The organism is Bacillus mesophilum (genome assembly GCF_008923265.1).
Classification (GTDB): Bacteria; Bacillota; Bacilli; order Bacillales; family Cytobacillaceae; genus Cytobacillus; species Cytobacillus mesophilum.
This window is the reverse complement of the sequence record NZ_WBOT01000005.1, coordinates 60,641-75,575: the sequence shown is the minus strand read 5'-3', so window position 1 is coordinate 75,575 and position 14,935 is coordinate 60,641. Positions and strand designations below refer to the sequence as shown.

Annotated in this window: 7 protein-coding genes; 6 read left to right on the top strand and 1 reads right to left on the bottom strand. The window is 32.0% G+C overall.

The window, feature by feature from the left end; all coding sequences use genetic code 11:
- Window positions 1–375 precede the first annotated feature (375 nt).
- From F7732_RS15705 to F7732_RS15695, 3 genes are read left to right on the top strand one after another with little or no spacing between them, the layout of a single operon-like run.
- Window positions 376–1,242 carry a DUF4007 family protein gene (locus F7732_RS15705; protein WP_161598897.1) on the top strand — a complete coding sequence of 289 codons (867 nt, stop codon included), beginning with the start codon at window positions 376–378 and terminating at the stop codon, window positions 1,240–1,242.
- A complete protein-coding gene (locus tag F7732_RS15700; RefSeq protein WP_151574960.1) occupies window positions 1,239–4,652 on the top strand; it encodes a hypothetical protein in 3,414 nt (1,137 codons plus the stop codon). Before F7732_RS15705 ends, F7732_RS15700 begins: the two co-directional genes overlap by 4 nt.
- A 14-nt stretch (window positions 4,653–4,666) precedes the next feature.
- A complete protein-coding gene (locus F7732_RS15695) occupies window positions 4,667–5,482 on the top strand; it encodes a phosphoadenosine phosphosulfate reductase domain-containing protein (protein WP_151574959.1) in 816 nt (271 codons plus the stop codon).
- 83 nt (window positions 5,483–5,565) lie between these two features.
- On the opposite strand, the gene F7732_RS15690 is transcribed toward F7732_RS15695, so the two are convergent.
- Entirely contained in the window at window positions 5,566–5,868 is a 303-nt protein-coding gene (locus F7732_RS15690) for a hypothetical protein (RefSeq protein WP_151574958.1), read from the bottom strand.
- A gap of 318 nt (window positions 5,869–6,186) precedes the next feature.
- Here F7732_RS15690 and F7732_RS15685 point away from each other — a divergent pair, with 318 nt between their 5' ends.
- Genes F7732_RS15685 through F7732_RS15675 form a run of 3 tightly spaced genes read left to right on the top strand, consistent with a single transcriptional unit; the run spans window position 6,187 to window position 14,857 of the window.
- Window positions 6,187–8,004 (top strand): hypothetical protein, encoded by a 1,818-nt coding sequence (locus F7732_RS15685; protein WP_151574957.1) that lies wholly within the window; start codon window positions 6,187–6,189, stop codon window positions 8,002–8,004.
- Window positions 8,004–9,551 carry a methylation-associated defense system protein MAD7 family protein gene (locus tag F7732_RS15680; protein ID WP_151574956.1) on the top strand — a complete coding sequence of 516 codons (1,548 nt, stop codon included), beginning with the start codon at window positions 8,004–8,006 and terminating at the stop codon, window positions 9,549–9,551. Before F7732_RS15685 ends, F7732_RS15680 begins: the two co-directional genes overlap by 1 nt.
- Window positions 9,551–14,857, top strand: a complete 5,307-nt coding sequence (locus tag F7732_RS15675) for an FtsK/SpoIIIE domain-containing protein (protein WP_151574955.1) — start codon at window positions 9,551–9,553, stop codon at window positions 14,855–14,857. The genes F7732_RS15680 and F7732_RS15675 overlap by 1 nt, the downstream gene beginning before the upstream one ends.
- Window positions 14,858–14,935: the final 78 nt, after the last annotated feature.

The window sequence follows — 14,935 nt, the reverse complement described above, 5'->3', positions numbered from 1 at the left end:
GAGAAAAGAGAAATAATTCAATAGAAGGCAATGTAATAAAAGATATTGAAATACGTGTTTATTACGGAAGAGAAGAAGGTGTAGGAAAAATATATACACTTTTAAATTGTGAATAAGTACCAATAAGATTCGTCAATTTTATATAGTTTTACTCAAGTAACTGTATCGAATACTGCTGAAAATGAAAAAATATATTTAAGTCAAGGAAATTATTGTTGGTAAATTTATTAATTTGATTGAATTTTCAGTCCTTATTATTTTTTTAAAAAGTAATGTTTGCGATTTAATTATAACTGTTAAGGTCAACAAGATATGATAAAATAAAGATAGATTATGTCTGGAGACAATTCTCCAGAAATAAAGGAGCGAACTAAATTGGGTTTTGGACAACATCAAAGTTTTTATCTCAGAACATATTGGTTAAGAAAAGCTATACAGCAATTAAATAATAATAGATTTTTTTACGAGAAAGATGCATCAGAATTAATTGGGTTAGGAACCAACATGGTTAAATCGTTGAAACATTGGATTGAGGCAACGGATATATGTGAAACTGATAAAAGGAATAGCGATAATAAAGCAATTCATAATATCTCACCATTTGGGCAAATCTTTAATGAGTATGATCCTTATATAGAAATTAATGACACTATTAGTATCATTCACTATCACATTGTGGACAGTAAAGAGCCATCAACTACTTGGTATTGGTTTTTTAATGAATATGAAAAAATTTCTTTTCTAAAAGAAGAAGCTATCAAGGATCTTATTACTTGGATAAATAGGAATTATGACTCTAAGAATTCGACAGATACATTAGAACGCGATATTGACTGTCTAATTAAGCAGTATTATTCCAAAAGTAAATCAGATGATCCGGAGGAAGTGATTCAGAGCCCCCTTGCGGCATTAAATCTAATAGTAGAAATAGATGGTAGGATTTACAAAAATAATCCTAAATTTGAAGATATCGGTTTAACAGCATTAATGTACGTGCTGTTGAAATATGGTCAAACAGAAATATCGATAGATGAGATTGAAACGAGTAAAAATCTATGGGGAAAGGTATTTAATTTACAAAGAAGTGAGATTGTAAAGGCAATTGAACAACTTGTAAATGCTAGTAAGTATCCACTTGTATTTGATAGGACGAATAGATTGGATTTAGTTAGAGTTACTCTTGTTGATCCTATTGAATTTTTAAAAGAAGAGTATGTTAGGAAAGAAAGGTCATTAAGATGATAATTACACAGAGTAAATTCAAATCAAGTGTTAATATAAAGCTCGATTTAGGTAGTGAATGGATAGCGGAAAGGTATATTCCAACTCCTACTCATTCAGAGAGTCTATCCGGAGTTCTAGAAGGCTTTTTAGATAAAGGAAACAAATCTCATATATTAATAGGTTCATATGGTTCAGGGAAGTCTATGGTTGGAACTTTAATAGCAAATGTAGTATCTAAAAATATTGAACAGAATACCTTCAATGAATTAGTTAGTAAATTTGATAAAGTAACTATTAAAGAGGCAGCTGTTGGTCATTTATTTAATCAAGTAAGGAATTTAGAAAAAATATATATACCTGTAGTGATAAATGGAAATCAAGGAAACTTCCGTGAAGCAATAATTTCATCAATACACAAGACAATAATTAAATATGGTTTTGATTTCTCTATACCTTCTTATGTTGATGAAATTAAAAATAAAATTTCTTTATGGGAAGAACTTTATCATGACACTTATTTTCAGTTTAAGGATTATTTAAATTCAAATAATTGGACTATAGAAAGCTTTATTCGAGATATTAATGAACATGAACCTGAGACAGTCGATTGGTTTAAAAAGCTTTATCCTATATTAACAGCAGGTGCCGAGTTAAGCCTCTCTTATAATCTTGACTTAATTGAGCATTTAACAAATATTTTAGATGAGCTTGATAAGGAGAACTTAGGAATATATTTAGTATATGATGAATTCGGAAGGTTTCTTCAAAGTTTAGATAAATATGAGACAGTTGAAGCGATGCAAGACATTCAAGATATAGCCGAAGTAGCTGACCATCATCAGAGTGCAAACTTTAATATTCTTTTAATAACTCATAGAAACTTAAATCAGTATTTCCTTAGTTATGGGGAAGATTTACAAAATGAATTTAAAAGAATTCAGGGACGTTTTAAGATCTATCATACCCATAGTGATTCAGCAACATTTATTAGACTTGCTAGTCAGGTTACGTCGGGCTATAGGAATAATTGGAATCAAGAATATAGGTTTGAAAATGAAATAATAAAATATGATTTATTTCCAGAATTAAATGGAAGAGAGAAGAAGACAATAGTAGTCGAGAATTCCTATCCTTTACATCCAGTTACACTTTATACCCTTCCGCGTCTAGCTAATGCTGTAGCTCAAAATGAAAGAACATTATTTACGTTCTTAGAAAGTAATGAAAAAGGTGGATTAGCAAATTACTTTCACACTGAAAAAACATGGTATCTTGTTAGTAGTTTATTTGATTACTTTGAACCAGCATTTCAAGAATTTATGAGTGATTCCTTAATTGGAAGTGCATACCTTAAATATTTGAGAGTAAAAAAAAGAGTAGAGAATACAGCTTCTGCACACAGTGAGTTACAGCTACTAAAACTATTCACACTGTGGGATATCGCAAACCTAAGTAGCAAAAGAAAATTAACAAATGATTTTATATCGTTTGCGCTTAATTGGGAGTTAAATAAAGTTAATAAAATAATTAATATACTTGAGAATAAAAAACTTTTAAGGTATAGACTATTCGATGAGAATTGGGAAGTATTTGAAGGCAGTTCTATTGATTTGAATACGAAAATCAATGAAAAAAAACTCTTAGGCATTAATAAACTTGATAGTATAAACATTATTAATAAGGTCTTAGATACTAAATATGCTTATCCTAAAAGATATAATGATAAAAAAAATATGATTAGGTTTGCAGCTATAAAGCCTATATATGCAAATGATGTATCTGATGAAAAATTGCAATCTATTAATCAAGATTCTAATTCAGATCTTAATATTTTGTATGTTATACCTGAAAAGGATTCAGTTATTGAAGAAATAAGAAGTCACATTGTTAAATTAAGCAATGGACATTCTCGGATGATATTTGCTTTACCAAAAAAGCCTCTCAATAATTTTGATGAAGAAATTTTAGAATTATCTTCAGTTGAGAAACTATTAGAGGATAAATATTTATTGAATGAAGATCCAATTGTAGAAGAAGAGTTATTGAAGATTAGACAAAATAAAATTCATAGATTAAGGCATCATCTTAAGCCAATATCACATTATAAAGGATCATTTTGGATACACGAAGGAATCAACATAAGCGTCAGAAGTAGAATAGCTCTAAGTGAACAGTTATCACAGATTGCATTTAAATATTATGGGCGTACTCCAATAATAAATAATGAGTCATTTAATAGAAGGAATATTTCAAAGCAACAGTTAAATGCCGCTAAAGAAGTCATAGACACTATTATTAGTGGTGATAATGATTACAATTTTAAGGGCCCTGCCAAGTTAATATATGCCTCTGTTGTAAAAAATAACAATATTAATGGTCAGAATGAAAGTGAAGAAATAACATTATTACGTCAAAAAGTAATGAACGAGATAAAATCAGAAAGCGGGAGTTTTTTAACTTTAATAAAGATCTTTAAAGGTAGAGATTTTGGTATTAGAGAACCGAATATTCCGGTATTACTGACAGCTATCTTAAAAAATGAATGGAAATATATAATGTTTTACCATAAAGACGGTTCATACATTAATGATGTAAATGGTGACATTTTATATGACAGAATGTTAGATAAACCAGAAAATTATACTTTTAGTCATCAAAAATTAGATAATAGGTATAAAAATATAATAGACGTAATAGACCAATGTTTTGAATCATATAGAACTGAGTTAGATTCTTCTTACCATCCTAGTGTACGATTAAATAGAATGCTATTAAGATGGCAAAATAGTCTCCCAAAGATAGCTCAAAAGACTAACAATGTGTCAACAAAAGCAAATATTTTTAAAAAGCTCATTACAAAGGGAGAGTTTGAACCAGATACCGCATTAAAAGAACTATTAAATCTAAAACTTGATGTAGAAATGGTAAACAAAATCAAGCAAGAGTGTGAAGAGTACTCGCAAAACCATAAAAAACAAATTGAAAAAACGGTTTTTGAATTAACAAATACCAATTCCTTTGAAGAATTGTTTGATTACATTCAAAATCAAAATGAGATATTAAAGGTTGATAATAAGTTATATAACTTGATTTTATCAAGTAATGAAAGTAATTGGATAAATAATTTGTCAAGCGAATTAGTAGGTGTAACCAGAGAAGATTGGTCTGATGCGACTAGTGAAGTATTCTTCAAAACAGTCAAATCACTCCTAGAAATTAATATTGAAAGCCTTAAAGATGAATATCATGAAGTGAAAGTTGATTCAAAGACCTTAGCAATTCCTAAACGAGAACTGTCTCCAAAGGGGAATATTATTTATTCTAATGTAAAAACAGATCTTGAGTTAATGGCCAGAAAACTACCAAAAGAAGAAATTACTGCACTGTTATATAAGTTATTGGTAGATTACTATGAAGAAAACAAATAAAAAGGATGATTAGGATGTATGGTAGAGAACCGATATATATCGCCATGTTTAGTGGTGGTGCTGCAAGTGCTTATGTTGCGTATTTAATGGTACAAAAACACGGTGAAGAAAAATCACAGTTATTTTTTACTGATACTCTTTGGGAACATAAAGATAATAAACGTTTCATGGTTGAAGTAGCTGAAAAAATTGGGATAGATATTAAGACTGTTAGAGATGGGAGAACACCAGAGGAGGTGTTTGAGGAAACACGTTTTCTTGGGAACTCAAGACTTGCAAAATGTTCTTCTGATTTAAAAGTTCACCAAACGATGATCTATCTTGAAGAAATGCGAGATAATGGATTTGAACCAATACTTTACTTTGGAATTGGAAAACATGAGAAACGAAGACGTGAAGGGATCGAGGCATTATATAATCATTTCCTACTTCCTCGTGATGGAGAGGAGCAGCCAGTAAAAACTGTATTCCCACTTTATGAAAGTAATATATCAGACGATGAAATAAAGAAGATAATTACAAAAGATTGGGATATTCAACTTCCAGAAATGTATCATTTAGGATTCTCTCATGCAAATTGTGGTGGTCGATGTGTTAGAGGTGGGTTTAATCATTATAAACATTTATATGAAACTTGGCCTAGTGTTTATATTGAACAAGAAGAAATGGAAAATAGATTAAGAGATCAATTAGGCGATGTTACTATTCTTAAAAGAAATGGAAAACCATTTACCTTACAGGAATATCGAAAAGAGTTGGACAAGGATTCTGATATTGCTAAAAAGTTAGTTGAAGAAAATGATGTACCTTGCGTTTGTCACTATGCCTAACTACTAAAGAGAGTAAATATTAATAGTCTAATATTAGGGAGCTTGGATTAAAAATTCCAAGCTCTTTAACATTTGGTTTGAAGTTAATCGTTAAATTGCTCTTTTAGTTCCCTAATAGCAGCAAGAACAGAGGGTAAATCGTCATCTAGGATATGGCAGGGATAATTCTCTCTGATTTCCCCTTTTTTTCTTGCTATATAAAAATTAGGATTAGTACCATATTGAACAAAAATATTACTAGCTTTATGGATATTATCCGGATCAGCTGTGTGCCAATGCACAGTACCATAAAATACACGATAATATCTTTTTTGACCTTTTAATTCTCCATAACTTGATGGAATTAGCTTAAAACCCCATTCTTGATAAAGTGGTTCATATAACATATTATCACCCTCTATTTAAAGTTAAGGTAATCATAATTCGGTAAGTAGAGATTGTAAAACCTTAAAATTCGCCGTTTTTTCTAAGGCTTCCCTATGCCTACGATATAATTAGCTTCTAATTCCTTTCTTTTTATTAGAATTTCAATACCCATATTTATAATTAATCGAAGTTAAAATTAAATAATTTTTTGTATGTATTTACTCCCTAAAATATTCAATCGTGCTATTAGTATTTAATTCATGGTGTAATAGACCCACTTATTAAAGTATAATTAGATTAGGGAAAATTTGTAACGTGAAAAGGAAGGGATTAAAAAGATGAGCGCAATAAGGTCGAATTGGGTAAACTTTTTAAGACAATATGGTCCTATTCCTCAAAATGACAATATGTATGATGAAACTATACAGTCGATTTTGAGGAAAAAGAAAGTTACACCAATCAAAATTGATATGGAATATCTTGAAGAACTGGTTGAAAACTTTAAAAGTGTAAATCCTTATTCTGTGATATTGACTGGTACAGCGGGAGACGGCAAAACCTATTACTGTCGTGAAATTTGGAAAAAACTTGGTGGGTCCGAAGCTAAGTGGGCGGAAAATAATAAGATAGAAGAGTTAATGGTAAATGATTATAAAATGATATTTATAAAAGATTTAAGTGAGTTATTGGAAGACGAACGGGAAATTCTGTCCACAATGGCTGACTCTATTATGGGGTTAGAAAATAATACAGTATTTTTAGTAGCTGCTAATGATGGACAACTGCTTGAAACGTGGAAGATGATAAAACAACCAACGTATAATGTTATAGATACAAAGAAGTGTATCGAAGACCTCTTAGTAGAAGGGAAAAAGGAGCAAACGGGCTTCTTAATAAAATTATACAATCTAAGTAAAACTAATTCAGCAAACCTCCTGCCTAAGATAATTAAAAAAGTATTAAATAATCCCGGATGGGAAGAATGTAACAACTGTCCACTTAATAATTCAAATGAAACTTTATGTCCGATAATTGAAAACAAGAAGAGATTAGAAGAAGAAAATAGTTTAATAACGAAGAGGTTAGTAGACTTATTAACTCTATGTGAAATTAATGAAATACATATGCCACTTAGGCAATTACTACTATTAGTTTCAAATATGTTACTAGGTCACCCAAATGCAAGGGATAAATTATTAAAGTGTAGTGATATCTCAAAAATAAATGAAAACAATACAACTTACTTAGCTAGTATTTACCGCAATATATTCGGAGAAAACCTGTCGGAGAGAAAGAGAAACTCGACAGATATATTTGTGACACTGAATAAATTCGGTATAGGTTCAGAAACGAATACGCTCGTAGATAATGTATTGATATTCGGAGAAGATGATCAGGAATACTATGAGCTTTATGAACAACTTGTTCTATTAGATAAACAATACGGAGCTGATAATGTCTTTATTTCTGAGAAAAAAGCCTACTTAGAAGGCGATGTTGAAGACAAAGATAATTTTCTAGAAATGTTAAAATCTCAACGGCAAAGGTTATTTTTCGTAATTCCTGAGAAGCTAGTAGATAGATTAAACCTGTGGAATTTAACAACATTTCAATATGCAGGAGAATTTTTAGACCAAGTTTATCGAGTCTTAAAAGAAAATCAAAGAGTGAAGCCTCAATACCTTACTAGATTAGTAAGAGGTTTAAATAGAATTACCACTGGTTTATTGGTGCAAAATAATGATCAATTAATCTTATCTACTTCCGGCAATTACTCTCAAGCCAAGATTAGTAGGGTTTTGGAGGAAATGGTTTCAGTTTCTCCAAAAAGAGGTGAATATATCAAGTTTGATATGGGAGAAGACAATCAAAGATTAAACTTAACTGTGAGTTTTGCGAGTGACCTAGAACCTGTACGACTTAACTTACAATTAGTAAGATATGAATTTATATCTAGAGTGGCCGAAGGAGCATTACCCGGTAGTTTTTCAAGAGAATGCTATGAGGATATATTAGCATTTAAGAGTAGATTATTAAAAAAATTAGATGATAGAAGAATAGCAGATGGTGAACTTGAAGAGGCTCAAACTTCCCTTAAACTATTAAAAGTAAATGATAAAGGTATAGTTGAGCATAAGACTTTGGAGGTGTTCTAATGCTAAAAACTCTTCCACGAACATCAAACAATATAAAGTCAGATTTTTGGGTAGATGAAGCAATTTGGGGTCATAGATTATACGATGAACAAACACCGTGGCTTTGTTTAATGGAATTCATGGGAGTATTAAACTCAGAGTGCGAAAGAGAAAGAGCGTTTAAGGAACAACAGTATAATACGTTAGCATATAGCCCATATACTAGGCTTTATTTAAGAAATATACTTTTTAATAATCCTTTTATGGAAATTGTATATCGGGACTATCAAGCAACCAATGATGAACAAAAAGCTTGGAATGATTGGTTAAAATTGGCGGAGCAGAATTTCGGTGGAAGTGATTACCCGAATCTGTCTTACTTAAAGGAAAACTTTGACACTTTTGACAAGTTCTACGAAACAGTTAAATTTCTTCAAAGTAATACTATTGAAGGAGAAAATAATAAAAGATGGAGTTCTCAATTTATCTTTCCCTATGGCAAAGAGTGCTTATATGAAGATTTAAGAGTGAATGGGAATAAAGTTCAAAATGATAGAAGGTTCTTTGGAAGAACTGGTGAGTTGTTATACTTAATGCTTTCCCGCTCAACCAAAGGGGAAGAGCTTCTGAGCTTTCTTGAACCAAATATAATCAATTCAAAGTCTATTTATAACAGATTAGCCCAACTATTGCAGCCGAATTATGGAAAAGCAGAAGTGGCAAGAGATTCAACAGGATCCTACCTACCTTATGAATATTTACAAGAGTACACTAATATGGCTGACGATTGGATAAATATATTTAATAATAAGATACCAGCATACGATACTATACCACATATAGTAAATATTACGGGCCTACACATGATTATTTATTTTCTTAATAGATCAAAAGATGTCCTTAATCAGAGCAATAAAACTCAGTTTATTTTAGAGATCTTGGCACCTAAAAAAACAATTATTAGGGATCTCGCATCAGATTCATATATTAACAATAATAACCTTTCTAGACAAGCTTTAGAGCATTATATAAGAAGTATTAAAGAAACAGTGGAATGGAAAAACTTACAAAGTTTTCCTGATCCATTTTTTGAAGCGCAAAAATTATTAAATAGACATTTCTTATGGCCATCAAATAGTGATGATTTATTATCAGAAAATATTGACTCATTGGTAGAAGAGTTAGTGGACAAAGCAATTGCAAGACATAAACAGCACGTTAACAACTTCCATAGGGTATGGGGAAGAGAAATAGGATTCTCTTCAAGCAGAAATAGTCAACGAATCAGATATGCACCAACTGACAGTCTCTTAAAGACTTTAGTATTAGCCAATGTACCTGAAAGAATGGAGTTTCAAGACTTTCTGAAAAGGCTTTTTGAAAAGTATGGATTTGTCATTGGCGATAAAGAGGCAACAGAGGTTATTAATTCTGGACAAGCTGATCAAGAAGCATTCTCGGATAATTCACAAAGGTTAGAACAAAGGCTTTCTAGTATGGGGTTACTAAGAAGGTTGTCTGATGCTTGTGCATATGTTGAGAATCCTTTTGCAAAGGATGGTGTATGATGAATCATTTAGAGTTAATTGGAAAAGTAGCCGTTGAATACTTAAAATCTAATATAGAAAATGAATCTTCCGATGGAACTGCTAGATTTTTATTGGATAGACTGTCCGGTCCGCAGGTATCCGTGATATGTAAAGAAATCTTAAATGATATCTATCTTAAAGATATAATTGATATAAAAATACCGGTAGAACTAGCGGTTGGTAACGATTTACCTGATAGTATTATTACTAGGGAAAGAACGACTAGGTTACGACATACCCATACCGATAAACCAGTACTCCTGTTGGCAAATAATAACGACGATCAAGGCCAATCGTTAAGGAATATTTATACTATAGGAGCTAATGATTTAAAAGCAAATACTAATCTTTGGATAAAAGTTGTATCGAAAGATTTACCTTCTATAAACGGAAGCGATAGGTTACTAAATATATGGGGAAAAGCCTTAACAGGATTACTTAGTATTAACGATTGTAGCTTAGAAATGTTTAGTAAGTTTATTGTTATTACTAGAGAAAGTATAGATAAAGATGGGACTTCTCTTATCGAAGCGTTAGGATGGGCATTACCTGCTTTAAAAATCCCTAGAGATTCCGGTTGTTTCTATAGTATCCCTGACAATCGGTTAACTTATAAAAATAAGTGGGCAGCAGCATTTAAAGAATTAAAAGAAAAGAGAAGTTATTTTCTTCATAAGTTAACCCCTTCTAGAGATGTAATAGAAAATGATCAACTTAAAAATTCGTTTGAAGATGCTAAAGAATATATTCCGGAAGATATACATCCTGCCATATTAAAGTTCATAGACTCTAAGACCGGTTGGAATGATGAATCTAAGGTATTAGCAAACTATGAATGGGAGCAAGACCATATTGGTACTTTTTTCTCAGGCATAAAAATCTCCAAAAAAACAACTTTAGCTGAGGAAACTAAAGAATTCCTAGAGGATGAGTATTCCGATTTAATTACTGAAGAAGATGAGAGCTACCTAGAGCTATTGAATAAGAGAAAAGCAAGGGAACCAAATGAGGAAGATTTAGCATTCTATGAAAAGCAAAGATATCAAATAGAAAACAATAAGAAATTAAAGGCAAAATGGGACAAGTTTATTTATGGAAAGCCTATAGAGTGTAATGACTTCTTAGTCGGATTTATGCAAGTAATAGAAAGGCTTTTTGCACAATCAGAAGCATCAAGTGGGAAAAAGATAATTAAAATCAAAACCCAAAAGAGGGATTCAAGAAGTGCTTGGCTAAATTTAAATACCGATTTAGGCTTGTATTTTTGTACTAGATATAAGGGATTAGAGAAATTAACAAAACCTTTAATAGAATGGGATACTTGTTATCTTTTCGAATACGATAAATTTATAGAAGAGGAAAAGAAAAGAGCAAAAGCGAAGGGAAGCCCTTTTAAGCCAAATAACTCCGTATCAAAAGGTTCAAGGCAAATAAAATTTTACTTTGAACTATTCTATCAAGATGAACATGGTATAGAGCAAGACTGTAAAGTTCAATTGGTTTGGGAAGGTGCAACAAATGCAATTGGGATGGAGCTATTTAATGATTTGAGAAGACTAAAGGAAAATCCTTTTCAACATACAAGTGTAGCAAAAAACCCAATAAGTAAAAAAGGGAAATTACAAGGAATATCGCTCAACGATATCTATACCTTACAGGCAGTATATAGGCAAGATAGAGGTTCTCTTGTAGGAGTATATGAGGTAGATAAAGATATATCAAAGCAGTTCCTTCAGGAATTAGAAAGTTCTAGGGCTGAGGGGAGAGTAAATGAAGCGGGTTATCAAGAAATACTAACCTCTTGGGAGAAGTTTTCTAAAGAGTACAATAATGCTCTCGATCACTGGGTAGAAGGAGGCTTAATAAATGAGTCACACACTCAACAGTCTATATTATATGGGGAACTATTAAGTAAAGTCGCCAAATATGCAAGAGGAGATATAAACCGAATTAATCTTTGGTATCCAATTATTAAAATAGGTGTCGTAGAGGTAAGAGACACGAAACCTTTAGCAATTATACCTCCTTGGAATCCTTTTAGGATGTCTGCCCTTGCGACGAAAATGCAACAAATCAACAATATTATTGTGTACTTACTATCATCGGAAGAAATAGACTTTGGAGATTCAAAGCTTTTCTTTAATGAACTAATTAATGATATTGAGCATTCTTATTACCCAGAGACTTGCTTAGGTTTTAATGGGGATGACATTCCTGAATTACTATCCCTTACAGATTCTCTTTATGATTATAGCTTAATGGAGATGCCAATTGTAAAGGTAACTGATCAGGAAACAAACGAAGATCCAAGAGATGCTAGTGAAAAGTTAACTGGTTTATTAGAACGTTATCTTGAGTTGCAGCCACATGAAGGTGCTAACTTAGGTGTTGTTTTATACAATTCCGATTCTACAAGATTACCACTGTCAATTGTGGACTCTATCTCGAAGTTAAACAGTAAAAATGACAATATTAGATGTCAAGTGGTACTAAGACATAGAGATACAAATAAATTAAACCAGATATATTCAAAGATGGTCGAAGGATCTGATTCAGATCCAGATATGTTTGTTGCAAGTGAAGTTACTAATGACTTTATGGCTAAGCTCCGTATTGGAGTAATGGCACATCAATCATCTGTTTCAGAAAAAGAAGAAGGAAAACCTTACGATATAGTGTTTTTACAGGATGTAATATCAAGACAATCAAATTTTGAGTGGACTAAGGTAGAAACAACTTATAATCCGAGCAATTTAGAGTTATTTCCAGCTAGATGGTCGCGACGTCGCCCATCGGCAAAAGATGAGTTAAAATCAACTACTTATCTGGTATGCCCTAGTCAGTTAACTGAGGGATGGCAGTATTTAGGTTTTATTAGAAGTATATCTGAAAGTGTGGATGAAGAAACAGAGGAGTACTTCTTACCAGCAAGGCAAATTACCTTCCAAAACAGTGAGACCAAAAATGTATTTGAAGAATCTCATAAGCTCGGCGAATGGGTAGCAAATTATGATGAGTTACTAGATAGAAGACTTTTAAAAAGCCAAGGCGTCAATGTTATAAAATATCAACATAATAAGACTAACGGCCCTAACTTAGTTGTTTCCACAACAACATCTCTTAAACTCTTAAAAATAATATTAAAAAGAAAATTTAAGGCTTTAAATTTAGGTATTAATGACGAAGATATCGATTGGTTAACTGATTATTTTATTAATGAAGCCAATGAGTTATCAGGTGATATTGTATTAAGAGCGGCAAAAATAGGACGTTATGCTAGTGAGTTAATGGGAGTAGTCCTTAGTAAGTTAATTACAAAGGAAGAAGCCGAAGAAGAAGGAAGCATAGGCTGGTATTTCCTTGATGATTATGCAAGTTGGTTAGGTAAAAAAGAAGAACAGATTGCCGATATACTTGCTCTTAGTCCATTTGAGAAGGATGGGAAATACTACTTAAAACTGTTGGTTACTGAGGCTAAGTTTGTAGATATAAAAAATCTATCGAATTCCAAGAAAACCTCAAAAAAACAACTTATTGATACAGTTTTAAGAATAAATGAGGCATTATTCGGTGTGCCTATTCGTCTTGATAGAGACTTATGGTTGTCCAAAATTAGTGATTTACTTGTCGAGGGTACGATTTTTATGCAAAACTCTACAATTTCTATTGAAAAATGGAGAGAATTGATTAGAACGGGTAAAGTAGAAATAGAAATAAAAGGATATTCACATGTTTTTGTACCAACAAGTGATGGCACAGATTCTATAGAGAGTGAGCAAGTAAAAATAACTGATATAGAGAACTGTTACCAAGAAGTATATTCAAGGGAGTCTGTAAGAGGACTAATCCTATCACTCTTAGAAAAGAAACCGTTATATACAGTAAGATCACAATTTTCAACTGAAGTAACATGGAAAAAATTCAGTCCTTCATTACCTACTGATAATCAGAATTCTGAACAAAATCAGTTTAATGAAACACAAGATGACACTGAGCGTATAACTAGTAATCAGAATAATGATACAACTAAAGGTAAAGAAGACAGTAATTCTAGTAACACAGAAGAAGAACAACAACCTAGTAAACCAAGTGTTATACGGAAAGAGGATAGCGGAGAAAGCAGTAATAGCCTTCAGGGGTGGATTGTTAATAATGTCAACGAAGAAAGTCATAGTTTAGCGGATCAAGAATGGCTAACTAGCGTTGTTAATTCTTTAAAATCAGCATTGGCCACATATAACCTTCAAGGGAAGGTTTTAGAATCTAGATTAACACCAAATGCTGCTATTATTAAGTTGAAAGGCTCTGATCGTTTAAGAGTAGAGGATTTTGAAAAAAAGAAATCCCAACTCTTAACCACACACGCTCTGAACATAATTAATGTACTACCTCAGCCCGGTGAAATAGTTGTGTTTGTAGAAAGACCAGAACGAGAAACTATATCATTAGCGAATGTTTGGAATAATAGAAAATTGAAAAATGTTGTACAAGATACCAATTTAAATTTTGTTATGGGTGTAAAAGAAGTAGATGGAGAGTTGCTCTATTTAAATCTAGGTGGACCATTTGGTGGCCTAGAACAACACGCCCCTCACACGCTAATTGCAGGTGAAACAGGTAGTGGTAAATCGGTATTAATCCAAACATTAATACTTGATATATGTGCCACAAACTCAGTTGAAACAGCCAAGATATACTTGATTGATCCGAAATACGGAGTTGATTATCAGAATCTTGAAGAACTCCCTCATTTAAGTGAAGGCATAGTTATAGATCAGCAACGAGCATCAGAGATTTTAGAAGAACTTGTAGATGAGATGGAAAATAGATATTTGAGGTTTAGAGAATATAAAGTACCAAACCTAAAAGAATACAACGAAAAAGTCCCTGAAGAGTCTAAATTACCTTTTATTTTTCTTATTCATGATGAGTTTGCAGATTGGATGTTAATTGATGAGTATAAGAGTACTGTATCTGCAACAGTCCAAAGGTTAGGGGTAAAAGCAAGGGCAGCAGGAATTCATCTAATATTCGCTGCACAAAGACCAGATAAAGATGCGTTACCAATGCAACTAAGAGATAATTTAGGTAATAGACTTATATTGAAAGTTGGAAGTTCAGGTACATCTGAGATTGCATTAGGTGAAAAAGGTGCTGAGAATTTATTAGGAAAAGGACATTTAGTAGCTAGGCTATCTGGAGAAGCTAATTTGATTTATGCACAAGTTCCATTTATATCAAGTAGTGGTATTTATGATGTAACCCAGATTATTAAAAATAAATAGTAAAATAAAAAAGATGGTATTAGTATTGGCCATCTTTTTTGTTTCTTAGATTATCGATCTATAAGATTTTTGTCTTAT

Coding starts and splice junctions, on each gene's coding strand:
- F7732_RS15690 (WP_151574958.1), bottom strand. CDS start 5,868: ATGTTATATGAACCACTTTATCAAGAATGGGGTTTTAAGCTAATTCCA.
- F7732_RS15695 (WP_151574959.1), top strand. CDS start 4,667: ATGTATGGTAGAGAACCGATATATATCGCCATGTTTAGTGGTGGTGCT.
- F7732_RS15700 (WP_151574960.1), top strand. CDS start 1,239: ATGATAATTACACAGAGTAAATTCAAATCAAGTGTTAATATAAAGCTC.
- F7732_RS15675 (WP_151574955.1), top strand. CDS start 9,551: ATGAATCATTTAGAGTTAATTGGAAAAGTAGCCGTTGAATACTTAAAA.
- F7732_RS15685 (WP_151574957.1), top strand. CDS start 6,187: ATGAGCGCAATAAGGTCGAATTGGGTAAACTTTTTAAGACAATATGGT.
- F7732_RS15680 (WP_151574956.1), top strand. CDS start 8,004: ATGCTAAAAACTCTTCCACGAACATCAAACAATATAAAGTCAGATTTT.